15 protein-coding genes and 4 pseudogenes are annotated in these 22957 nt (G+C 68.8%); 8 read left to right on the top strand and 11 right to left on the bottom strand.

Features of this window, described 5'->3' with window-relative positions; translation table 11 throughout:
* Window positions 1–8: 8 nt before the first annotated feature.
* A complete protein-coding gene (locus OG289_RS00255) occupies window positions 9–8480 on the bottom strand; it encodes an SDR family NAD(P)-dependent oxidoreductase (RefSeq protein WP_327311969.1) in 8472 nt (2823 codons plus the stop codon).
* A gap of 563 nt (window positions 8481–9043) precedes the next feature.
* Between OG289_RS00255 and OG289_RS00260 the strand changes: the two genes are divergently transcribed.
* Both OG289_RS00260 and OG289_RS00265 read left to right on the top strand, forming a co-directional pair.
* A complete protein-coding gene (locus tag OG289_RS00260) occupies window positions 9044–9802 on the top strand; it encodes a 3-hydroxyacyl-CoA dehydrogenase (protein WP_327311970.1) in 759 nt (252 codons plus the stop codon).
* Between the two features lie 154 nt (window positions 9803–9956).
* Window positions 9957–10166 (top strand): hypothetical protein, encoded by a 210-nt coding sequence (locus tag OG289_RS00265; protein ID WP_327311971.1) that lies wholly within the window; start codon window positions 9957–9959, stop codon window positions 10164–10166.
* 10 nt (window positions 10167–10176) lie between these two features.
* Here OG289_RS00265 and OG289_RS00270 read toward each other — a convergent pair whose 3' ends face one another.
* From OG289_RS00270 to OG289_RS00285, 4 genes are all read right to left on the bottom strand, one after another.
* A complete protein-coding gene (locus OG289_RS00270; protein WP_327311972.1) occupies window positions 10177–10641 on the bottom strand; it encodes a hypothetical protein in 465 nt (154 codons plus the stop codon).
* Window positions 10642–11699: 1058 nt separating this feature from the next.
* Window positions 11700–11852: a hypothetical protein gene (locus OG289_RS00275; protein ID WP_327311973.1), complete on the bottom strand. Its 153-nt coding sequence runs from the start codon at window positions 11850–11852 to the stop codon at window positions 11700–11702.
* A 63-nt stretch (window positions 11853–11915) separates the two neighbouring features.
* The gene (locus OG289_RS00280; protein ID WP_327311974.1) at window positions 11916–12896 is read right to left on the bottom strand and encodes a helix-turn-helix domain-containing protein; all 981 of its coding nucleotides are present in this window, start codon (window positions 12894–12896) and stop codon (window positions 11916–11918) included.
* 347 nt (window positions 12897–13243) lie between these two features.
* The gene (locus OG289_RS00285; RefSeq protein WP_327311975.1) at window positions 13244–14317 is read right to left on the bottom strand and encodes a hypothetical protein; all 1074 of its coding nucleotides are present in this window, start codon (window positions 14315–14317) and stop codon (window positions 13244–13246) included.
* 434 nt (window positions 14318–14751) lie between these two features.
* On the opposite strand from OG289_RS00285, the gene OG289_RS00290 reads away from it, so the two are divergent.
* Window positions 14752–15561, top strand: coding sequence for an IS5 family transposase (locus tag OG289_RS00290; RefSeq protein WP_327311976.1), 810 nt, complete (start codon window positions 14752–14754; stop codon window positions 15559–15561).
* On the opposite strand, the pseudogene OG289_RS00295 reads toward OG289_RS00290, so the two are convergent.
* Window positions 15500–15874 (bottom strand): annotated as a pseudogene (locus tag OG289_RS00295) (hypothetical protein); the annotation flags it as partial. The gene OG289_RS00290 and the pseudogene OG289_RS00295 sit on opposite strands and share 62 nt — an antisense overlap.
* Before the next feature lie 4 nt (window positions 15875–15878).
* Complete coding sequence (locus OG289_RS00300) at window positions 15879–16844, bottom strand: helix-turn-helix transcriptional regulator (protein WP_327311977.1); 966 nt, start codon at window positions 16842–16844, stop codon at window positions 15879–15881.
* Window positions 16845–16936: 92 nt separating this feature from the next.
* Between OG289_RS00300 and OG289_RS00305 the strand changes: the two genes are divergently transcribed.
* The 3 genes and pseudogenes from OG289_RS00305 to OG289_RS49480 form a co-directional block, all read left to right on the top strand.
* Window positions 16937–17302, top strand: a complete 366-nt coding sequence (locus OG289_RS00305; RefSeq protein WP_327311978.1) for a VOC family protein — start codon at window positions 16937–16939, stop codon at window positions 17300–17302.
* Window positions 17303–17373: 71 nt separating this feature from the next.
* Window positions 17374–17655, top strand: a pseudogene (locus OG289_RS49475) (leucine zipper domain-containing protein); the annotation flags it as partial.
* Window positions 17651–17857, top strand: a pseudogene (locus OG289_RS49480) (integrase core domain-containing protein); the annotation flags it as partial. The pseudogenes OG289_RS49475 and OG289_RS49480, both read left to right, overlap by 5 nt.
* Here the strand turns inward: OG289_RS49480 and OG289_RS00315 are convergent.
* On the bottom strand, window positions 17846–18037 hold the full coding sequence (locus tag OG289_RS00315; protein WP_327321034.1) for a hypothetical protein: 192 nt from the start codon (window positions 18035–18037) through the stop codon (window positions 17846–17848). The pseudogene OG289_RS49480 and the gene OG289_RS00315 overlap by 12 nt on opposite strands.
* A 115-nt stretch (window positions 18038–18152) precedes the next feature.
* Window positions 18153–19409: a group II intron reverse transcriptase/maturase gene (ltrA, locus tag OG289_RS00320; protein ID WP_327311979.1), complete on the bottom strand. Its 1257-nt coding sequence runs from the start codon at window positions 19407–19409 to the stop codon at window positions 18153–18155.
* Between the two features lie 762 nt (window positions 19410–20171).
* Here ltrA and OG289_RS00325 point away from each other — a divergent pair.
* A complete protein-coding gene (locus OG289_RS00325; protein ID WP_327311980.1) occupies window positions 20172–20909 on the top strand; it encodes a phosphotransferase family protein in 738 nt (245 codons plus the stop codon).
* 80 nt (window positions 20910–20989) lie between these two features.
* Here OG289_RS00325 and OG289_RS00330 read toward each other — a convergent pair.
* Both OG289_RS00330 and tpg read right to left on the bottom strand, forming a co-directional pair.
* Window positions 20990–21584, bottom strand: a pseudogene (locus OG289_RS00330) (transposase); the annotation flags it as partial.
* On the bottom strand, window positions 21476–21928 hold the full coding sequence (gene tpg / locus OG289_RS00335) for a telomere-protecting terminal protein Tpg (RefSeq protein WP_442818850.1): 453 nt from the start codon (window positions 21926–21928) through the stop codon (window positions 21476–21478). The pseudogene OG289_RS00330 and the gene tpg, both read right to left, overlap by 109 nt.
* Window positions 21929–22351: 423 nt before the next feature.
* Between tpg and OG289_RS00340 the strand changes: the two genes are divergently transcribed.
* Complete coding sequence (locus OG289_RS00340) at window positions 22352–22957, top strand: ABC transporter ATP-binding protein (RefSeq protein WP_327320539.1); 606 nt, start codon at window positions 22352–22354, stop codon at window positions 22955–22957.

The raw sequence follows: 22957 nt of genomic DNA on the forward strand, positions 1-22957 counted from the left end.
CTGTCTGCTTACTTCGCGATGTCCAGTGCGTCGAGCTCTGCGTCGCTCATGGCTTCGACGAGGGCGATGCCCTTGAGAATCGCTTTCACGTCGAGGGCTCCGGTGGATCCGACGGGGGTACGGTGCTCCAGCTCGGCGGCCATGTCGGTCAGGCGCGGCGCTTCGAAGAGCGCCCGGACCGGGAGCTCCGCTCCTGTCCGCCGCTTGAGCAGGTTGACCAACCGGGTCGCCAGCAGCGAATTGCCGCCCAGAGAGAGGAAGTTGCTCGTCGGCCCGAGGTCGTCGGCGTCGATGCCGAGGAGCTCCGACCAGGCGGCGAGCAGGGTCCGCTCGGCGTCGGTGAGGGCGGGGTCCGGCTGTCGCGCGGAGCGGTCGGTGGCGGTGTCATGTGCGGCGCCCGCGGCACCGTCGGGCGACACCGCCCCGGACGGCGCGTGCGCCGCGTCGGCCCGTACGGAAGCCGCAGCTCCCGGCCGCCGTCCGACCCAGTACTGCCCCGGCACGAAGGCCGTCGGCGGAAGAGGCGCCAGGCGACGGCGCCCGTCGTGGAGTCCGCCCCACGGCACGGCGGCCCCGCGCACCCACAGCTCGGCGAGGTGCTCCAGCGCACGGTCCGCGACGAGGCCTGTGAGGAACGTTTCGCCCCGGGCGCCGGAAAGGACCGTGCCCAGCGGGCCCGCGTCCTCCTCGGCGTTGCCGTGGTGGACCGGCACGGGAGCGAGCACGTCGCCCGCCGCCCCTGCACCGTCCGCGAGGTACCAGTCGAGGCCCTGCTTCAGCTCCTCCGCAGAGCCCGCCACCACGGCGAGGCGCTCCGGCATCGCCTCACGGCACAGCTGCGAGGTGTACGCGATGTCGGCCAGGCTCGCGGATGCGTCGTCGCCGTCCAGGAACGTGCTCAGCCGCCGTGCCGCCGTCCGCAGCCGCTCGGGCGTGCCCGCGGACACCACCACCAGCTGAGGTCCCGCGTCCTGCGCGGCGTCCCTGGCCTCCTGCGTGACCGGCGGCGCCTCGACGACCAGGCTGACGTGACTGCCGCCCGCGGCCACCGAGTTGATGAGCGCTCGGCGCGGCGACGGCACGCCGTCCGCGACCGCCGTGCCGCGCGGCCGCCACTCCGACAGCTCCTCGCACAGGCTCAGCGCGGTGCCGTCGAAGTCCAGGTTGGGGTTGGGTTCGCCCGCCGCCGCCAAGGGCGTGAGCTCCCGGTGCTGGAGCTGGAGGACGACCTTGGTCAGCTGGGCGATGCCGGAGGCGGCCTCGGGGTGACCCAGGTTCGACTTCACGGTGCCGAGCGCCACCGGCTCGGCCACCCCGTCGAACACCTCGCGCAGCGCGCGGAACTCGACCTCGTCGGAGAACGCCGTTCCGTTGGCCGCGGCCTCGACGTACCCGATGGAGTCCGCCGTGACACCGGCCTGCTCCAGGGCCCGCCGCATGACCTTCACCTGCGTCCTGCGGCTCGGCGTCATGAAGCCGTTGGCCCGGCCGCCGTGCATGGACGACGTGCCCTTGATGACGGCGTGGATCCGGTCCCCGTCGCGCACCGCCGCGTCCAGCGACTTGAGCAGCACGGCGCCGACGGCCTCGGCAGGCAGATAACCGTCCCCCTCGCGGAAGCTGCGACTGCCGGGGCCGCTGCCGAGCAGCTGCAGCTCGGCGAGCGCCACGTACTTGTCCGGGTGGACCGTGAGGTTGATGCCGCCGGCGACCGCCAGTTCGGCCTCGCCCCGCAGCACGTCGGCGCAGGCCAGGTGGATGGCCATGGCCGACGACGCGCACATGCTGTCCACGGCCAGGCTCGGCCCTTCGAGGCCGAAGAAGTGCGAGACCCGGTTGGCGATCATGTTGTACGAGGCCGCGGAGGTGAGCGCCGCGAGGGCGGGGTCCTGCGACTCGTCGGCGCGGTACAGGTGATAGGCCGCGCCGACATATACGCCGACGCGCCGCCCGTAGCGCCGCTCGATGACCTCCTGGGTCACGCCGCTCTGCTCCAGGAGCTGCCAGACGGTCTCCAGGAAGAGCCGCTGCTGCGGGTCGAGGGCAGCGGCCTCGCGCGGTGAGATGCCGAAGAGCAGCGGATCGAACTGGTCGACGCCGTCGAGGAAGCCGCCCCACTTGCCGGGCCTCGCCCGGCTCTCGTCCAGGCCGCCGAACAGGGCCTCGTGGTCCCAGCGGTCGGCCGGCACCTCGGTGACGCCGTCCTCGCCGCCGCGGAGGTTTGCCCACAGGGAACTGAGGTCGCCGGCCTGCGGGTAGCGCCCGCTGATGCCGATGATCGCCACGTCCTTGGCGGGGGCGACCTCCTTCGCGGGGGCCCCGGCATCCCTGGCGGGGGCGAGGGCTCGGTCACGCACCTCCACGCGAACATCGGCGGCCACACTGGCGGGCGGTGCAGCTGCCGCTTCCGGGGCCTTCGAAGCCTTTGGCGCGGACACCGCGACCGCGGGACGTGCCGGTTCGCCGAGCAGCGTACGCAGCGCCTGCGGGTGGTCGGTGACGAAGTACCGGGCCAGATCGCGGATGGTCTCGACCTCGAAGAGCAGGGTCCGGGACAGCCGTCCGAACGACTCCTCCAGGCCGGAGATCACGCCCACCGCGATGACCGAGTCCATGCCGTACCGCTCCAACGGTGCGTCGACGGCGATGCGTTCGGGGCCGAGCTTGAGCGACGCCGCAAGGATGCGCCGCAGGTGGGCCACCGTCTTCTCCTCCAGGGCCGCGTCCTCGTCCGGCGTACCGGCGGGAGTGGCAACGGCGGCGGGAGTGGTCTCTGGCGCGTTCTCCGCCGGCTGCGGCTGCGCTTCGTCCCCGATGAGCCGGGACAGCAACCCGTCCCGCTCACCCGCGACGACGATCAGCCTGCCGTCCGCGAGGCCGTTCTCCTCCATGGCCAGGGCGCATCGCAGCGCCGTGAGGCCGCGGGCGGTGTCCAGGGGGGCCAGGCCGACGCTGCGCAGGTTCTCACGCACGGCGCCGCCCCCCATGCCGCCCTCCTCCCACAGCGGCCAGCCGATGGACACGGTCCTGCCGTGGCGTGCGCCCGCGTCGGCCAGCCGGTTGCGATAGGTGGCGTATGCGTCCATGAACGCGTTGCCCGCGGCGTAGTCGGCCTGTCCGGCGTTGCCGAAGGCCCCGGCGATCGACGAGAAGCAAAGGAAGACGTCCAGCGGCTGGTCCCGGCTGAGCTCGTCCAGGTTCACCAGGCCCGTGACCTTGGGTGACAGGACCCGCGCCAGCTGCTCCTCGCTCTTGCGCAGGAGATAGCCGTCCTCGATGACCCCCGCGCTGTGCACGATGCCCGTCAACGGCCCGTGGTTGTCCGCTACATGGGACAGCACACGGGCGACCGCGTCACGGTCGGCCACGTCGGCGCGCTGGTAGTCGACGGTGAGGCCCGCCGCGCGCAGGGCGTTCAGCGCGCCGCGCCGGTCCTCGCCGAGCGGCGAACGTCCGGTGAGCACCACGGTGGCATGCCCGACGGACGCGGCGATCTCATGCGCCACGATCCGGCCGAGGCCGCCGACACCCCCGGTGATCAGGTAGACGCCGTTCTCCCGCCAGGGCGCGGCCGCAGTCGCGGCACAACGGATCTCCACCGATCGCGCCAGCAGGCGCCGCCCGTCGCGGTGGCGCACCTCGGGTGCGGGGTTGTGCACCGCTTCCGCGGCCAGCCGGGCGGCGACGGTCGCCGGTGCCGCCCCGTCCAGGCACTCGACGTACTGCGTGTGCAGAAGGGGGTTCTCCTGGTGGGCCGTGCGTAGCAGCCCCGTGAGGCCGCCGAAGCAGGCGAGGCGCTCTCGTTCGGTGTCCGTGCCCGCGGCTCCGGCCAGGACGACCTGGAGCAGCACCGGCCGCCGTACGCCGCCCAGGAGGATCGTGCGGGCCAGCGTGAACACGTGCTCGGCGGCCAGGGCGTACTGCTCGTCCAGAGCGTCGTCCGTGAGATCCACGAAGTGGTGTGCCGTGCCGACGGGCAGCGCGGACCGAAGGGCGTGGCGCTCCGCCTGCCCAAGGCTGCCGACCACGACGACGTGACGCTCGACGAACTCCGCGTCCGTGGCACCCTGTTCGCGTACGGCCGTCCGCTCGGCCCATTCGGGGCGCAGGAGCACCATCTCGCCCTGCACGTCGTCTCCGGCCTGACCGCTCTGTACGTCTACGTCTCGTACGTTTCGCACGTCTCCTCCGGCCCGGCCGCTCTGTATGTCGCGCGCGGCCCGGTGCACGGTGGTCGCTCCACCCGGCTCCGGGTCGAACCAGCACCGGTCGCGGGCGAATGGGTATCCAGGCAGGCTGACGCGCCGGGGAGACGGGGCCGGGCGGTGCAGCGTCTCCCAGCGCACCGCGGCTCCACGCACCCACAGGCGCAGCAGCTCGCCGGGCTCGGCCCGGTCCACCCAGTCCGGCACCGCGGCCCGCAGCGCGCTTTCACCGGATCCGTCGGGCTGATCCCCGAGGCGTACGGTGCCCCGCGCCCAGGCACCGGGGCTCCCGGGTGCGGCGACGAACGCGTCGAGCAGCGCGCCGGCCTCGTCGAGGGAGGCCGCCGCGAAGGCCAGTCGCTCGTCCAGCGCCATGCGGCCGGTCTGCAGGGTCCACGCGACGTCCTGAAGCGTGCCGTCGGCGAACTCGGCCAGTCGCGTACGCAACTGACGTGCTTGCTCCACGAGTTGGTCCTCGGTCTGCGCGGAGAGCACGAGCAGCGCGGGGCGTGCGGGCGCCGCCTGGCGGGGGGCCTGAGCCACGTACTCGGCGACGACGACATGGGCGTTGGCGCCGCCCGCGCCGAAGCCAGAGACCCCGGCGGTTCTCGGGAGCGTGCGCGCCTCCCCGTCGACCACCGTGGTCGGCCGGTTCCACGGCTCCAGGTGCTGCTGCACACGCATCGGGGTACTGTCGAAGTCGATGCGACGGTTGAGGGTGCCGGAGTGCAGGCTGGGCACCAGTTCGCCGTGCCGCATCTGCAGGAGCACCTTGGTGAGCCCCGCGATGCCCGCCGCGCTCTCGCAGTGTCCGATGTTGGACTTGACCGAGCCGATCGCGCAGTGCTCCGGCAGGACGCCGTGCGCCTCGAACGCCTTGTTCAGGCCGACGACTTCGAGTGGGTCACCCAGGGCCGTTCCGGTGCCGTGCGCCTCCAGGTAGCCGAGCGAGCGTGCGTCGACGCCGGAGGCCGTGAGCGCCTCCGCGATGACCGCGCCCTGCGCCGCCGGAGAGGGCACCGAGTAGCCGGAGGTCCGGCCGCCGTGGTTCAGGGCGGTCGCCTTGATCACGCCGTGGATGTGGTCTCCGTCGGCAACGGCGCGGTCCAGGGGCTTGAGCAGCACCGCGCCCACCCCCTCGCCGGGCACATAGCCGTCGCCGCCCTCGCCGAAGCTGCGGCACCGGCCGTCGCTGGAGAGGAACCTGCGCTGACTGAGCATCAGGAACTTGTTGGGGTGGGAGTGGAGGTTCACCCCGCCGGCGAGCGCCGTCTCGCACTGGCCGCTCCTGATGGCCTCACAGGCCAGGTGGATGGCGGTCAGGGACGACGAGCACATGGTGTCGACGGTCATGCTCGGACCGGTGAAGTCGTAGAAGTAGGACACCCGGTTGGCGACGCTGGACGCGCTGCCCGACAGCGCCGCCTGCTGCCCGCGCTCCTGCGCCTGCGCGCCGTGGAGCTGGTACTCCTGGTACATCACGCCGACGAAGACGCCGACCTTGCCGGCTGGTCCCGCCGCGTATCCGGCGTCCTCCAGCGTGTGGTGGGCGCACTGGAGGAAGAGCCGCTCCTGCGGGTCGAGCAGCTCGGCCTCGTGCAGCGAGATCTGGAAGAACAGCGGGTCGAACCGGTCGATCCCGTCGAGAAAGCCGCCCCATTTGCCGGAGGAGGAGCCCTCTGCGTCGGCGTTGCGGCGGTGGTCCCAGCGGTCCGCGGGCACCTCACTGATGCAGTCACGGCCGGAGCGGAGGTTCTGCCAGAAGGCGTCCAGGTCCGGCGACTGCGGGTAGCGTCCGCTGACTCCGATGATCGCGATGTCGGTCCCGGCCTGCGGCGCGGCCTCGGTCAGGGGGGCGGGCTCGGTCCGCGGGGCGGCGTCCGCAGGTCGCGGAGCCTCTGCCAGGACCCGCGTGCACAGTCCGGTCACGTCCGCGCACACCCGGCCGTACTCGTCGAACACGGTCACGTCGAGGCGTGCCGTCACGGAGTCGGGGTCACTGCCCGCCTGGTGCCGCACCCAGGCGTATGCCTTGGCGGGCGTGGCGGCGACGGCCTCCACGTGATCCAAGGCGAACGGCAGCGCGGGGCTGGCCTGTTGTCCGTCGTGCCGTCGCGGTGCGAGGCGCAGTCCGACAGTGGCCTGCAGGGCTCCGTCGATGACGCTCGGGTGCAGGTGGCAGTCGTCCAGGGGCGGCGACGCCGAGGGCAGCCGCAGCTCGGCGAGGGCCTGGGGCCGGCCGGCCTCGTCGGTGCCGAGGCCCAGCTCCACCAGGGACCGCTGGGCCGGGCCGTAGTCCATGCCGATGGCGGCGTACAGGTCGTAGACGTCGGCGGCGGGAATCGACCTCTCGGCGCAGGCCGCACGCAGGTGGTCCAACCGCGGCAGGGTCCGCTCACCGGTGGTGGCCAGGCTCGCCCGGCCCTGGCTGTACGGCATGGCCTCGCCGTCCGCGCCGACGCCATTGATGGTGTACTGCCAGCCGTGTCCAGCCAACTCGCTTACTTCCACGCGCAGTTCAAGTCCGTCCGGCCCGCTGACCGCCGGTCGCAGCCACACCACGTCGTCCAGACGTACGGTGCCGGTGTGCCCCTCGCCCAGCGCCCGGGTGACCGCCGCGCGCGCCATCTCCAGTTGTGCGACGGCGGGGAGGATGCGGTCGCCGTGTACCTGGTGGTCGCGCAGGAACGACTCATCACCGTCGAAGCACGTCCGGTAGGCGGTGCCGTCGTCGAGCGGCACCACGTCGTGCAGCAGGGAGTGCAGCCGTGCCGGGGCACCCTCGCTCACCGGGCCAGGGGCGTGCGGTGTGGCCTGCGGGAGTTCCCGCCGGGCCGCGGCGAGTTCCTCCGCAAGGGAACGCACGGTCCGGTGCTCCGGGAACGCGGCGGGGGTGAACGCCACCCCGAAGCGGTCGGTGAGTCGGGCGGCCAGTCGGCCGATGTCGGTCGTGTCGAGGCCGAACTCGGCGAATTCATCGTCCGGGTCGACCTCCGCGGCCGGCACGCCCAGCTGTGCGGCGATCTCGTCGGTGACGAGGGTCAGCGGGTGCGCCGTGGCGGTTCCCTCCGGCGCCACGGAAGCCGTACGTGTTTCCTCCGGCCACTCCGCAGCGGCCGTACCTGTCCCGCCGGCGGCAACCTCCCGCAGCCCCGCCGCCACCTCGGCGATCGACCGGTACTCGAACATGGTCGTCGGCGAGATCTGTCGGGCCAGCCGGTCCTCCAGTTCGGGCACCAGGGACACCAGGTCCGCCGAGGCAAGTCCCAGCTCGTAGAAGCTTCCATTGACGTCAACCCGTGCCACGGGCAGGCCGAGGCGTGCCCCGACCAGCTCCCGCAGCACGGCCGCGACATCGTGTCCTGCGGCCGGTGCGGCGGACTTGTCGGCCACCGGGCGGCCGGTGCGTGTCATGGCGGAGGCGGACTCACCCCGCACGTCGAGGGCCGTCACGGCCCGCACCCGCTTGGCCGAGAGCCGTCCGATCTCGGCGACCTTCGCTCCACTCTCGTCGTAGAACTCCACGGCCAGACTGATGAGTTCGTCATCCCTGCGCATCGAGTCGGCGGGGGCCCTGACGAAGCAGCGCTTGCCCAGCGGCGCGGCCGCCCGGAACGACTCGAGGATCAGGGGCAGATAGAGCCCCCCGGCGGCCTCCCTTGTGTGCAGCATGTGGCTGCCCACGCTGCTGCCGAGCAACCCGCCCTCGAACAGCGCCGGATGAAAGAGGAAGGCGTCCGCAGTGCCGTGGTGCGCCGGGCCGAGTTCCACCTCCGCGACCCAGTCCCCGGCGCGGTGGTGCACGGCGCCGCTGACCTGCATCAGCCCCAAGTGAACCAGCTCGCGCTCACGCAGCCACGTGTAGATGTCGGCGAGGTGAGTGACCCGGTCGGCTCCGGCGAGTGGCAGTGACAGCCGTTCCTCAAAGACGGAACGGGCGCTTTGGTGGGCCGACACCACCGCGTGCAGGACGTCCGTGGTGTCCTGCCGCCGGCGGCTGCGCACCTCGATGCGCCACCCTCCCGCCGGCCCGGGCCGTCCCGCCACGGTGGTCAGAACTTCTTCACCGGGCGCGGCGACGAGCGGCGCGAGGATCGTGAGGTTCCGCAGCTCGACCTCCGGCATGGCATGACCGTGCCGGGACAGGACTTGCAACACCAGATCCACGTAGCCGACACCAGGCAGCAGATTGCGCCCGTGCACAATGTGACCGCTCATTAATGGATTATCGGCAGTGACAGTGAAAGTCTCGTCGAATGACGACACGCCAGTCATCGATATTCGCCCCAGAAAAGCATCGGTCTGAAATTTAAGCCCACTTTAGGGCCAGCCATGAAAAACCCCAGGCGGCACCGGGCACCCCGCACTCACGCATCGTGAAGGACAGCTCGCCCAGCGGGACACGAATGACAATCGGAGCACGATCCCGACAATCCTGCGCAGACAAGGGACAAGACATACGCGAAGGGCTGGGTGCTACCCGAAAGCCACGGTCAGGTCTCAGCGGCGCCAGACAGGGCACAGAACGCGAAAAATCCAACTCGCTACAACGTGAACGACTATCACACTACAGCTGTAACGGAATAGACATTCCTCAGAACCCCCGTCGCTGAGAATCTAAACTTCATGATCCTAGGCACTTTTCGAGCCGAGCTCGGCCCTTACCCATGACTGCAACCTACGCTCCGACAGCGTCAAGATCAATAGACGCAGAGTAGTGACTCACCCCCTGCGCGGAACGTAGCGTGACATACCCGGGGGACCCTTACTCTCGACCTGCGCAAGATAAAATTGCCCCCTTCCAGACGCATCGGAACACCGCAGAACAGGAGCACAAGGTGCGAATCGAAGGAAGTGTCGCGCTGGTCACAGGAGGAACGTCCGGCCTCGGCCTGGCGACTGCGCGCGAGTTGCGCGACCGGGGCGCAACCGTGGTGCTCCTTAGCCGTTCTTCGCGGGGCAGGGACATCGCGACGCAGCTGGGCGACCGTGTCGTGTTCTCCCAGGGCGATGTGACCAGCGAAGAGGACATCACCGCGGCAGTCGACCTCGCCTCGGGCCTCGGCACCCTGCGCATAGCCGTGAACTGCGCCGGGATCGGCAATGTCTTCAGGACCGTCGGCAAGAACGGTCCGTTCCCCCTGGACGCCTTCAGCAAGGTCGTCCAGGTCAACCTGATCGGCACCTTCAACGTCGTCCGGCTCGTCGCCTCCCGGATGGCCCGGTCCGAGGAGGACGGCGAGGAACGCGGAGTGATCGTCAACACCTCCTCGGCGGCCGCGTTCGACGGCCAGATCGGGCAGGCCGCCTACGCGGCCTCCAAGGCGGGCATCGCAGGCATGACCCTGCCGCTCGCCCGCGACCTCGCGCAGGAACGGATCCGCGTCGTCACGATCGCCCCGGGCCTGTTCCGCACGCCCATGTTCGACGTCCTGCCCGAGTCCGCGATCGAGGCGCTCGGCCGACAGATACCGCATCCGACCCGGCTCGGCCACCCCGAGGAGTACGCCGCCCTCGCCGCACACATCGTGGAGAACCCGATGCTCAACGGCGAGACGATCCGACTCGACGGCGCGATCAGGATGGCGCCGAGGTAGCCGATGGTGAATGGGCCCGGGCCGCCCACCGTGCGCTCGACCGGGTCCATCAGCAGCCCCGGACACACGGCCTTGCCCGTCGCCCCCTCCCCGGCACCCACCCGCCCCTCCCGGCTGCCGATGGCTCTTCCCCGGCCGCCGGGCCGGACAACCCATGACCCCGGAAGCTCTGGCACCTCGGCTCCGCCACCTCGGCTTCCCGACCCGGCCAGGACGCACAGCGGCGATCCGCCAACTTGTCCTCCAGGCCCCGGCCCCGGTGATCGCCAGGATGCTCGGCTACAACGACGACCACACCACCCGGATCGCCGAAGAGGCCGGAGGACCCTGGAGTCGCTACGCTCCCCACGGCCACTCATGGTGACCACGAGCCCTCACCGGCCAAGGAATACGCGACTCTCGATTACGCGAGGTCGCCAGTTGATCCCCCAACAGGCGCTGGGGTACAGATACTCTAAACGCGGTATCTTGTTTAACCGGTGTGACGCACGGGGCCAGTCGTAGAATTTGACCCTTACAGCGGATTCGCCTCCGGTGACCACGTAGAACTCCGCGCGGTTATTCTTGCCGTCAACGAACCGGCTGATGTTCTTCCACTCCAGGCAGCCAGCCCCGCCCCAGTAGGTGGCAACGTAGTCGTCGTTCCCTGGGTCCTTCTCGTAGAGGGAGTAATTGGACTCCTCGGTGGCAGAGGTGGTGATGCAGGTGAGGAAATTCCCTCCTGCCGACTTCCTCGGCCCCGCCACATAGTCGGTGTACTCGTCAACCTCCGGGTCACGGAACTGTGACGTTCCGACGTAGTCCCACCCGGACCCCGCCACACTGGGCTGAGCAGACACCGACACCGCCCCTTCCCCCGCCCGTGCCGGCTTGGGCGGACGGTGCTGCTGCCAGCCCCAGCAGGAGCGCGGCGGCAGTCACCGGTATTTCGGTACGCGTGTGAAACTTCATGAGTCTCCCTCACGTAGTAGGTGTCCCACAGAAATCATGTTCATGGCATGCCTGAGGATGTGGAACCTGGCGTCACTATGCCGCTGGTGACCACTCAAGGTGACCACGAGCCGTCAGAAGCCGAGGAATGCGCGATTCCCCATTACTCGAGGTCGCCTGTGCACCCCCTCGTTACCGTTCGAACGCTGCGCGGGATAGCCTCATCCAGAACGCGCGAGAGGCTCACCTTGCGGGGGCTACCGCTCGTCAGTCCCCTTTCCTGTGTGGGTAGATTCGCCCATTTTGGTCGTACGTGCCGTGGCTCACAAAATTGCCGTGGCCATCGCATTCGCCGCCGAATAGGTACCTGCCTTTGGGCTGCAGCGGCCCGAAAATCTGCGTGCCGTCAGCGCACTTGGTCCATGCGCCGGACCGACCGCTGGTCACAGTGCAGCGGTCCACCCACGAGCGGGGGCCATCCACCGCGCCCGTGCAGCTTGCAGCGGCAGCGTGCGCACTGGGTGCAAGCACTACACCGCCTGCCAGCACGCTGACTCCGATGACTGCCGAAGCAAGCGTGCGCCTCCACACCTGCGGTCCGTACGCCACGTCAACCCCCTTTTGCGCATCAGGCTGCGCCTCGTCTGGGCTCACTTATCAGTTCGACGATATGTGTGCCTACCGGAAGCCGCCTTAGCGGTCAGTCCACACCTCTTCGCGTTCCGTCCATGGCCAGCAGGGGCACGCTCGGTCGGCTCTGCGGCTCGTCGGGGAAGCAGCGACAGTGCCCGGCCGTTGAGCAGGTGCACCTCGACGCCCTGAGCCACGCCGTCCCGCCCCAGAGCGCCCGAGTCCTCGGCCCGCCGCTCGTGACCGCCAGCACTGTTACTGTGCCCGCCCAGCAGGCCACCGCGGCGATCCCCGCCCAGACCTCCCGGCACCGCCGCCAAGGTCACAGCGCGCCGTATCACAGGTCTACGAGCCGTCGACTGCTGTGGTGCCCGTCGAGGCCGACCCGCACGAGTGGATCGCCGCCCTGTCCCAGTCTGGAAAGCACCGCGAGGCCGCCGAACAGCACGCCATCGCGCAGTTCAGGCCCGTAACCTTCGCCGCCGTTCACTGGATCGAGGTACGGGCATTTCCTCGCGTCCGTCGCCAACGATCCAGCTGCTTGTCGACGCGTCTACTCGGTGAAGCGCTGGGCTTCGTGGCGGTAGCCCTTGGGCGGGATGCCATAGGTGTTACGGAAGGCGCGGGTGAAATCAGCCGCCCGCGGAAAGCCCCAGCGCGCGGCGATGGCATGGATTGGGATGGTGCGCTGCACCGGGTCCGCGAGGTCGCGGCGGGCGCCTTCCAAGCGCTGTCCACGGATCCAGGCAGCGATCGACTCCTCTTCGTGCTCGAAGAGTCGATACAGGTAGCTGCGTGATATGTGATGCGCCGCAGCGATGGCGCCGGGAGTCAGGTTCGGGTCGTGAAGGTGATCCCGCACGAACGCACGGATGCATAAGACGAGAGTCTGCTGGTGAGTTTCCGGTGGAAGCGAGTTTTCCGCCTCGAGGGCTTGGGCGAAAAGCGCTGACAGCAGGTCAACCACCACGGACCCGAGCCGCGGCCCATCGGCGGGCCGGTACGAATCGGTGCCTCGCGCCAGCTGAGTGAGCAACTGTCTCAACAAGGCGCCGAATCCCTCCTGCACCGACAACCGCAGATCAGTCACGTGGTTCAACCGGTTCCGCGGCAGAAGTAATAAAGCCTTCGGGACCTCCAGCCCAACTCCCGTATGCGGAAGAGAGCCATCGCCCCCATGGACGTCGACCGTGCGCGACGTATCGACGACGCACAGGCTGTCCGGACCGTACTCGGCCTCCTCCTCACCCCGAACTGTGCGCAGCGCCCCGCTCAACGGCAGAGAAACGTGCAGCCCCTCGGGATCGGACTGCCGGATCAGCTTTGACGATCGCCGAAAGCACACCGGCTGGAACGTGGTGGGCCACACCGATACAGCACCGAGGTCGAGCACACGTTGAGAAGCCCGAAAATCGGCCCGATGGTCACTGCGCAACTCCAGCGGAGCATGGGTCCGGCTGACCAGCTCGCGCCAGCAGTCGAACCGGTCCGCCGCCGGCAGATCATCGCTCCGGAACACCGTCTCGCTCAGCATGTCCCTCCTCGCCGTTTCACAAGTCTTTGAACGGCTTGCCTCTTACCTCTCCCCGATGAAAGGCAGGACAACAGTCCACCAGTCACGGCAATCAACGTCCAGACCTCGATCAGGCCCTCCAACTCCGGTCAAAGCGCATGACGCTGTGCATGGCGACGTATGTGTGCGGACTGGATGCCCACCCGGATTGCGCAGTCTGCTCAACGCGCTGAGCTGCGGCGGTGTGCGGGTCCCGGATCTTGGAGACGGCCCGGCCGAGGGACCGCTTGAACAGCCGGAAGGTGTGAGGTCGGCTCGGGGGCGGCCTGCCGGTGTTGCCACGGCGTCGAGGCCGGCCACCGTGCCGTTCACCGCTGATTGACACCGGACTGCGCCGCAGCGGTCAGCAGCCCACCCCCGTCGTCGCCCCTCGGCTGCCACCACGTCACCACGACCTGACTCTCAACCAAGGCCGGAGGGACTTGGAGCCGACACGCAGTCGGCGACCACACACGGTCACCAGCAGGCTGGACTTTACGAGGAATTGGCGACAGTTGAATATGCGAGCTCACCAGTACGACGGCGCGCAGCGCGGCCTCGGCGCGGCTGGTGAAGGCCGCGCCGTGCGCTCGCTCGATCCACGCCCGGGCGGCGGGACCGGCAAACGGCGAGCGCTGCACGGTCTCGTGCGAGCGCGTAAGGAAGACCGCACCGGCGAGTCCGGCGAGGGTGGCCCGGTGCGCGACCGCCTTGGGGGTGAGCGCCTCCTGGCACGACTCGCATCCGGCCCAGCATGCGCTGACCGCCTTGGCCGCGAGGTCGTCGTTGATCTCCCAGCCCGGCACGTACGGGAGCATCCCCTCCATCAGTCCGGTGTCGGGCTCGGGGTGGGAGTGCGTCGTCCCGGCCGCCGAGGGGCGCGGTACTCCGGTGTGCAGGTTGTTCACGAGGTCCGCGGGGAGCGGGGTGCCCATCGCCCAGCGGCCGAGCGCGTCGTCCAGGAGGTCGGAGGCGGCCGCGTCGTCCATGGTCTCGACGGCGGCCAGGGCTGCGCTGCCGTCGCCCTGCCCGGTGTTCGCCGCCCGGGCCAGCGACGCCCACGACCTGGTGGTGGGCGAGGCGGAGGCAGCGGGGGTGTGGCCCGCGAGTTCGCCATAGACGGCGCCGGCGAGCGCTGCGAGGGTCGGCCGGTGTTCGGTGCGGATCTTCTCCGACAGCGACGTCTGGCACGGCTTGCAGGCCGCACGGCAGGCGGCGACCAGTCGCTCGGCGAGGCCGGTGTCGAGGTCCCGCCCGGGCGCGTACGGCAGTTGCCCGAGCGCAGTCATGTCCGGCACCGGCTCGTAGAGGTGCACCTTCCCCGTGGCGGCGGACGCCCGGGACGCGCCGGTCGTCGCGGCGCGCTTCTTGTCCCTGCTCTTCTTCCGCTGGTTCCTGACCATTGGCAGTCCTCAACTGGCGTGCACGGACCCATGACCCGATACACGCGCGTGAGAGCTGACTGCGGTGATCGGTAACTGCGCCAAGCGGCGGCGTACTTCGCACTGATGCGCCCAGACCCGTAGGTCCCGCGTAACTTCGCCTCAACTGCCAACAGTCATGGGCTGACTGGCCGTTCTCTATCCGTCCGTGTGGTCGGAGGGGTTCGAACAGGGGCCTGGTTCGGGTGAGTCGGCGGGTGCAGGTGCATGGAAGAAGGGCCTCTTGGTAGCTCGCGGTTGTCGAATCCAGCGAGAAGCAAGAGGCCCTGGTGTCGAATTGTCGCGTGGTCGTGGTCGCCGAGTCCAGTTCGTCCACTCCTGGGTGTGACTGCCTCGCCCATCGGTTCGGGAACGCGGCCGACCGGCCGGAGCGCCGGCCCCGGTACGACTCGGACATGAGCGATGTGGAGTGGGCCCTGGTGCAGGATCTGCTGCCGGTTCCCGGATGGCTGGCGGGCCGGGGCGGCAGGCCGGAGGGCTACTGCCATCGGCAGATGATCGGCGCGGTGCGTTACCTCGTCGACAACGGCATCAAGTGGAGGGCGATGCCCGCCGACTTCCCGCCCTGGCCACGGGTGTATGCCTTCTTCGCCCGCTGGCGCGACACGGGCCTGGTGGCCGAGCTGCACGACCGGCTGCGCGAGGCCGTCCGCGGAACTGAGGGCCGAAGCCCGGAGCCCACCGCTGCGGTCGTGGACTCACAGTCCGTGAAGGCGGACGCCACCGTCACCCACGCCTCGCGGGGTTACGACGCGGGCAAGAAGATCAACGGGCGCAAGCGCCACCTGCTCACCGACACCCTCGGACTCCTTCTGGCCGTGCTGGTCACGCCGGCGTCCACGACCGACCGGGACGCCGCCCGCGTCCTGCTGCCCACAGCAAAGAGTCACTTCCGGCGGCTGGTGCGGATCTGGGCCGACGGCGGTTACACCGGCCACCTCACCGACTGGACCACCCAGCACCTCGGACTGGTCCTCGACATCGTCCGCCGCAGCGACGGCGCCCAGGGTTTTCAGGTCCCGCCCCGCCGCTGGGTCGTGGAAAGATCCTTCGCCTGGTTCCTGCGCAGCCGACGCCTGGTCCGGGACCACGAACGACGCACCGACACCAGCGAGACCGTCATCCTGTGGTCGATGACCATGCTCATGAGCCGCCGCCTGGCCGCCCAGCACCGGCAGCGTCCTGCTCCGGCGCGGGCAGCATGAACCTGCCCGGCTTCTCCTCGACCAGCCATCCCCGCTCCACCAGCCGTTTCAGCCGGGCCCGCGCTCCCTCGACGCGCAAGGCGGACGCGCTGTCCCAGCCCAGCACCACCGCTGCCCGCCGGGCACCGAGCCCATCGGCTCCCACCTCCAGGGCGGCGGCCATCAACGCCTGGTAGTCCACCGACAACACCCCGGTTCCGGCCGCGTCCTGGCAGTGAGGCACCGCCCGGCGCGGCCCCACCGGTTTCCTCTGCGACACCCTGTCGGCCACCACCGCAGGCGCATCTTCCTCGGCCAGCGCCTCTAGATGTTGCGGGTCAGGACGTTGGTGACGGCGCATAGTGGTGGGCAAGATTGGTGGCGAGGTCGCGAAGGTGAGCCCTGGCTTCGGTGGGGCCGTGCACAGTGATGGCGCTCCCGAACGGCAGTAGTGCTCGCACGTCCTCCAGATGCAGGAAGCGGATTGTTAGCTTGCGGCCGGTGGCGGATTCTTCATGGTCGTCCCAGACGAGTCGTAGGCCAAAGATCCGTTGCGCTCGCTCGATCTGGGTCTGGTCGATGGTGGCGCTGACCTCTATCGCGTGGTTGTGTTCCCACTGAGCAATGAGCGCTGCAGCGACGGTGGCCAGGGTCTGGCTCTCGCGGATCCGTCGTGGCTGGTCGACTTCTTTCCACGTCGTGATCCGTTCGAGTCGGTACATCCGTGGCACTCGGGCACAATCGGCGACGAGGTACCAGATGCCGGCCTTGGCGAACAGCCCGTAGGGATCCACGACCAGGTCGCGTGGGCATGACTCGCGTGGGCTGTCGTACTCGATCCGTAGCCGGCGACCTCGCCGCACTGCGCCGATCAGCGAAGCCGGAGTCGTGCCGGAAGTTCGTGCCTGACGCCAGGGACGGCTGTCCACGTGCACTACGTCGGTGAGCGGCAGGAGCTCATGAACTCGACGTGGCTGTGTAGCGGCGATCTTGGAGAGCGCGCGCTGGCTTTCGACCGATGCGTTGAGCTCCGCACGTTGCTTCTCATCCAGCCCAGTGAGCGACAGATGATCACGCTCGCCCGGTGTGAGTCGCGTGAGGTCGAGTCCGGATCCGGGCAGCATGGTCACGCCTCCGAGGCGGCCCCGGTGTGCGGTCACCGGCAGACCGGCGTCGCGGAGCCAGTTCAGGTCTCGGGTGATGGTTCGGAGGGACACTCCGAGCGCTGAGGCGAGTTCCTGTGTGGTCACGGCATCCCTCGATTTGAGGAGCAGCATCAGGGTGAAGAAGCGGTCTGGGGTCACACACCAATTTTTTCAGGAATTGCGACACGATGCGGCGCATATCCCGGTCAGGCTGGTGGATGCGTACCTACCACCTGTGAGAAGGAACAACCATGACCACATCCGTCGTGTCCATCGTCTACGTGAACGACGCTCCCGCCGCAGCTCGTTTCTACGGCGACCTCCTCGGCATGAACCCCTCGTTCGAGACTTCGGGATACATCACCTTCGACCTCGGGCCAGGCGCTGACCTCGGTCTGTGGTCTGGCCAGTTCGAGGATCTGTCACCGGACGTCCCGCGCACCAGTGAGGTGTGCCTGGCCATCGACGGTGGACCCGACGAGCTCAACGCGACCTTTGAGCAGTGGAATTCCAAGGGGGTCACGATCCTGCGCGAGCCTCATGATGCGGGGTTCGGGCCGACCTTCCTCGCAGCCGATCCTGACGGGAACCGTATCCGCGTCGCACCGCAGGACTGAAAGGCCGCAATGCGGCAGGCGCGCACGATAGGTGTCGCGCCTGCCGTCGTCTGACTTCGAGAGGACGACGAGTGCCCCACGCGAATGCGCCCCTGAGCGTCGAGGGCCGTAGGCGGCTCGTGAAGCGGTGCCAGACACGTCCCATCGCCCACGTCGCCGCTGAGATGGGCATCTCTCGCGCATGCGCCAGCAAGTGGGTAAATCGCCGGCGGCCACCCGGTGATGCGGGATTGCAAGACCGGCCGTCGAGTCCGCACCGGAGTCCGAACGCGACTCCAGCATGGGTCATCGAGCAGATCGAGCCCTGGCGCCGCGAGCACAAGTGGTCCGCGCAACGGATCACCGACGAACTTGAAGGTGGAGCGCTACCAGCGCATCATGGCCGAGGAAGTCCTATACGCCCGCGAGTTCACCAGCGAGGACGCCCGGTCAGCCGCGATCACAGTGTGGAACATCCACTACAACTACCACCGGCCGCATAGTGCTGCCGCCGGAAAGCCGCCAGCAGCACGCCTCCGCGAGAGCGTCACCAACGTCGAGCCCTCATACATCTAGATACTGCTCCAGGCCGATCATCCGGCGCCTGAGCATCTCTTCCGCCTCTGCCAGAGCCGCCCGCACCCGCTCCAGTTCGGCTTCGAGTTCCTCCACCCGCACGGCCGCGGCCTTCTGCCGCGCTTCCAGAACCGCCCGCATCGATGGCACCCGCCACCCCCACGACATCTCGGTCAGCAACAGACCGAGGCTCCCGCGACAACTGCGGTCTCATGCCTAGCGAGTAGCCGGGAGGGATCTCACCTCCCGGCTCTCTCAGAACCGTGCGTGAACCTCTCGATTCACACGGCTCCCATCACCCGGTCGTTCGAGGCCTGAGCAGTTTCCAGTGGGCGAAGAGCCCCGGGTAGAGCTTGGCGGTCCTCTCCAAGCCATGCCACGCCCGGCTCCGGCGACGCCGGAGCCGCTTGTACTTCTGCGTGGCCCATCGCATCAGATACTGATCGATGCCCATCAGGCTCGGGACCAACGCGGACGGGTAGAACCGGCCGTAATAGTTGATCCATCCCCGGACGATGGGATTGATCTCCCGTGCAAGGTCTGCCAGGGACGATCCACTGCGCAGGTGCAGCCGCCATCGGCGGATCTGTGCCCGGATGCGCTTGGCCGCCTCGTCGCTGATCGCCGGGTTGAAGCCGAAGAAGTAACTCCCCGTCCTCGACCGGACCTTCCGCGAACGGAACGTGTACCCGAGGAAGGTGAACGAGACGTGCTCGTACGAACCACGCCTCTTACCGTCCTTGCAGTACACGATGCGGGTCTTGTCGGGATGCAGCCGCAAGCCCCCGCACTCGGCCAGCCGCTGGCCGATCGCCCGGCACACCTGGTGCGCCTCGGCCTCGGTGCGGCAGTGAACCACCGTGTCATCGCAGTAGCGCTCGAACCGGACACCCGGGAAGACCCGATCCATCCAGGCGTCGAACGCGTAGTGCATGAACAGGTTCGCCAACAGGGGCGAGATCGCCGAGCCCTGGGGACTCCCACGATCCCGCGCGACCAGTTCGCCACTCCTGTGCCGCAGCGGAGCCTTCAGCCAGCGCTCCACATACAGCAGAATCCACCGCTGGTCGGTGTGGTGGGCCACCGCCTTGAGGACCAGGTCGTGGTCGAGGTTGTCGAAGAACCCCTGGATGTCGATATCGACCGTCCAGTCGGGCCTCCAGCACCGCTCCCGGCACGCCGCGACCGCGTCCAGCGCGCTTCTGCGGGGCCGGTATCCATAGGAATCGGGATGGAACACCGGTTCCACCTCCGGTTCCAGGACCATGGCTGCCGCCGTCTGCGCGATTCTGTCCGCGACTGTCGGCACCCCGAGAACCCTGACCTTGCCCGATCCCCCGGGTTTGGGGATCTCCACCATCCGTACCGGCGGTGGGAAGTAGCTGCCCGACGACAGGCGATTCCACTGTTTGTAGAGGTTGCCTTGCAGGTCAGCCTCGAACTGCTCGACCGACTCACCGTCGACCCCGGCCACTCCCCGGTTCGCCTTGACTCTGAGATACGCCTCCCAGACCACGTGCTTCGAGATCTCGAACGGCTTCGGCCCGCTCATCCGGCTCCTCCCGGGAGCTCCGGTTGACCGCCAAGCAGACCTGGATGATCCGTCCCCTTCGCTCCACCCGCATTACCGGGCTTCGTCACTACTACGAGACGGTCTGCCCCCGTGCCCCGCATCGGTACTCGGCCCCTTGCGGTGTTGGCCGCTTGGGGATCTCCCTCTCGCCGCCGGCCCCACGGACCGCCAGCAGTATCGGGGCGACAGGTTCTCACATTCCGTGCAAGAGCCCAGGTCAGGCTCGCGCCGCCTACATGCCGGACGCCATCCGGGCAGTCAGCAGGCTCCCCCGGACTTGTCCCAGAGCCCTGGTCTCGCCCTGGTTTCGACGCCACTGGAATTTGTTACGACACGTCATCAGCGGTTCGCTCCCGCTCGCCTTCCTGACCCACACCTGACGCGATCACGTCGCGCCTTTTCCCGCAGCGCTCACCACGAACGGCACTTAACCGACGCAGCCTGCGGTGGTTTGGAGCCTCCCCCTGCAGGGCGACCCCGGAGGACCTACCTCCATCTCCTGCACAGCACCGCTTCCAGAAGCTCCTACATCGACGCCCCCTCAGCGTTCGTGACACACGACCAGCGGGAATAGCGAAACGCTGCTGGAGTATTAGGACTCCTGACAAAAGTGGTGGGCTTGACCTGGTCAGAGGTCGGTGTCGCGCACGAGGCCGCCGGGTAGCGGGACGCGGTCAGCCGCGTAATCGCACGTGATAAACCCGGCGACGTCGGCGATCATCCCCGGGATACTGGTCGCCCATGGATGAGGTCAAAGTCGTCGTCGCCCATTCCGAGCGCGCGACTCTGCGCGTCGGCGACGTGTTCCTGAAGGTGGACGCCGATCAGGCGCGCATCGACGTCGAGGTCGAGGCGATGTCCCGCGCGCCGGTCCCGACCCCGGAGGTCCTGTGGCACAAGCCGCACGTGCTCGCGATCGCCGCACTCCCGGGTACGACGGTTGGGCGCCTCGGCGGGCCGTCGACCGGGTCGCCGGCGGCGTGGGCCGCCGCGGGCGCCGCCATCCGGAAGCTGCACGAAGCGCCCCTGCCGCCCCGACCCGGCCGGAGCATCGTCGCGCTGGCGGCGGAACTCGACGACGAGTGCGAGTTGCTCGTGACGAACGGCGTCCTGCCCGCTGACCTGGTCACCCGCAACCGCCAGGTCGCCGAGGCCGCGCTCCGACCGTGGACTCCGGCGTTCACGCACGGCGACCTGCAGATCGCGCACGTCTTCGTCGACGGCGACGAGGTCACAGGCATCATCGACTGGTCCGAGGCGGGCCAGGGTGATGCCCTGTACGACCTCGCCACCTTCACGCTCGGACACGAGGAGCACCTCGACGACGTCGTCGCCGGCTATGGCACCGACGTCGACCCCGACGTGATCCGCGCGTGGTGGTCGTTGCGAAGCCTGCTGGCGGTTCGCTGGCTGATCGAGCACGGCTTCGACCCGTTCGCGCCGGGCTGTGAGGTCGACGTGCTGAGATCCCGGATGTGAGGCTGCGCAGGCCCGACTGCTACGCATGCGTTCTGACGCATCGAGCAGGCCAGCCATCCCCTGGGGCGCATGGCCTGCCCTTATTCTCGACAAAGTGCGGTGCGCAGTCGTCGCAAGCAGATGACGGCGCAGCCGAGGGTGACGAACGCGTGGTGGATGTCGTCGCGGATCTCCCAGCGGGTGCACAGGCGGCGGAACCAGTGCAGCAGCGCGATCGCTCCTCCCATGACCCAGCGGTACACGCCTAGGCCGGAGCCGTGCCCGGTGCCGCGCCGGGCGAGGTGCGGGGTGCGGGGTGATCTGGAACCGGCGGACCTTGTCCCGGTAGACCTCGTGGTCATAGCCGCGGTCGGCGTACAGATACCTGGGGCGGCGCAGTGGCCGGCCGCGCTTGCCGCGGATCGGCGGGACGGCCTGGACCAGCGGGATCAGTTGGGTGACGTCGTTGCGGTTGCCGCCGGTGGTGATTGCCGCGAGCGGGATGCCGTGCGCCTCGACGATCAGATGGTGCTTGCTGCCGGCCTTGCCCCGGTCCACCGGGGACGGACCGGTGGCCGGCCCGCCCTTCATCGCGCGGTTGAAATACGACTCGGTAATGGTCTCCGCGACGATCGGATGCAGGTCTTCCTCCGTCGCACCGGCCTCCTGAAGCTGGAGGATCCGAAGTAGGCGTAGACCTCCACCTGCATACCGGAGGTCGTCGCCTCATGCTCCCGCGCCTGCGCCCTGACCTGCGGTTGCCACTGAGATTCGGTCTCCTCCACCAGGGCCGCCCGCAGCTTCTTCTGAGGCTTCGTCTGCTGTCCGGCGCGGTAGCGCTGCACGGTGCGAGGCGAGACGCCCAGTTGCTCGGCCAGGGCCTTCGTCGACTTCTTGGCGCGCGTGTAGAGGAATTCCACCTGGGCCTTCGCGGATTTCGGCGCAGGCCGGGTGAACATCTTGCGCTCCGCCCGCTTGAGGGCGTCCAGGACTCTGTTGCGGCGCGGGGCCGGCGGCTGCGTGTCGTCGCTGTCGATCATTTCTCCAGCAGACACCCGTTCCCCTGTGGACAGATTCCGCGCCCGGGCGCCCCACCGCTGCGGGAGGGGTTGATGTGACAACGCAGCACAGTTGGCAAATCAGCACGCTTGTTGGCGAAGGCCGCCGATGCTGCTCTGCGGTTACTCTGCGGAGCGATCAATTGTGGTCATCCGCTGCGGGCTGCCGTGGGAGCTGGTGATCCGGTGCGGTGAATCCTACGCCCGACGCGCAGTACCGGTGAGCGCGCCCCGATCTCCGGCGGCAATCCGCTCCGTGCCGCTCACCCCGTCGTCCCACGCATCTGCCCGTGACGGCTTGTCCTGGCTCGCCTGTGCTGTGGCGTTTCCATACGGCCCTTGGTTCGTTGGCAGTTGTGGGGCATCCATATGGCCTGCCTCGGGGGTGAGGGAGAGGGGGCGTTGATGGAGGCAGAGGGAGTCCATCATTCCTACGGCGTTCGGCGGGTATTGCGCGGTATCGATGTCGCGCTGTCCGCGGGGTCGGTGGTGGGCATTGTCGGCGAGAACGGGGCGGGCAAGTCGACGCTGTTGAAGATCCTTTCGGGGGAGCTCCGGCCGGACCGGGGCGTGGTCCGGCACGGTGGGCGGTTCGGGTACTGCCCTCAGCAGGTGGCGCTCAACGACGTGTTCACGGTGCGTCAGCATCTAGAGCTCTTCGCTGCGGCTTATGACGTTCCGGATCTGCGGCGGGCGGAGGAGGTCATGGCGATCCTGGGTTTCGCCCAGTACGCCGGGGCCCTGGTGGGAACGCTCAGTGGCGGCACGCGGCAGAAGCTGAATCTGACGCTCGCGGTGATGCACGACCCGCAGGTGCTGCTGCTGGATGAGCCGTACCAGGGGTTCGACTGGGAGACGTACCTGCGTTTTTGGGATCTGGTCGGGGACCTGCGTGGGGCCGGCCGATCGGTTCTCGTCGTCTCGCATCTGGCCTACGACACCGATCGGCTCGATCAGGTGTGGCGGTTGCGGGACGGTGTGCTGCACGGACGGCAGGAGGAGGTGCGGTGA

It is taken from the genome of Streptomyces sp. NBC_01235 (assembly GCF_035989285.1).
Taxonomy (GTDB): Bacteria; Actinomycetota; Actinomycetes; order Streptomycetales; family Streptomycetaceae; genus Streptomyces.

Coding starts and splice junctions, on each gene's coding strand:
- OG289_RS00305 (WP_327311978.1), top strand. CDS start 16,937: ATGACCACATCCGTCGTGTCCATCGTCTACGTGAACGACGCTCCCGCC.
- OG289_RS00325 (WP_327311980.1), top strand. CDS start 20,172: ATGGATGAGGTCAAAGTCGTCGTCGCCCATTCCGAGCGCGCGACTCTG.
- ltrA (WP_327311979.1), bottom strand. CDS start 19,409: ATGAGCGGGCCGAAGCCGTTCGAGATCTCGAAGCACGTGGTCTGGGAG.
- OG289_RS00285 (WP_327311975.1), bottom strand. CDS start 14,317: ATGGTCAGGAACCAGCGGAAGAAGAGCAGGGACAAGAAGCGCGCCGCG.
- OG289_RS00290 (WP_327311976.1), top strand. CDS start 14,752: ATGAGCGATGTGGAGTGGGCCCTGGTGCAGGATCTGCTGCCGGTTCCC.
- OG289_RS00340 (WP_327320539.1), top strand. CDS start 22,352: ATGGAGGCAGAGGGAGTCCATCATTCCTACGGCGTTCGGCGGGTATTG.
- OG289_RS00265 (WP_327311971.1), top strand. CDS start 9,957: ATGACCCCGGAAGCTCTGGCACCTCGGCTCCGCCACCTCGGCTTCCCG.
- OG289_RS00280 (WP_327311974.1), bottom strand. CDS start 12,896: ATGCTGAGCGAGACGGTGTTCCGGAGCGATGATCTGCCGGCGGCGGAC.
- tpg (WP_442818850.1), bottom strand. CDS start 21,928: ATGATCGACAGCGACGACACGCAGCCGCCGGCCCCGCGCCGCAACAGA.
- OG289_RS00255 (WP_327311969.1), bottom strand. CDS start 8,480: ATGACTGGCGTGTCGTCATTCGACGAGACTTTCACTGTCACTGCCGAT.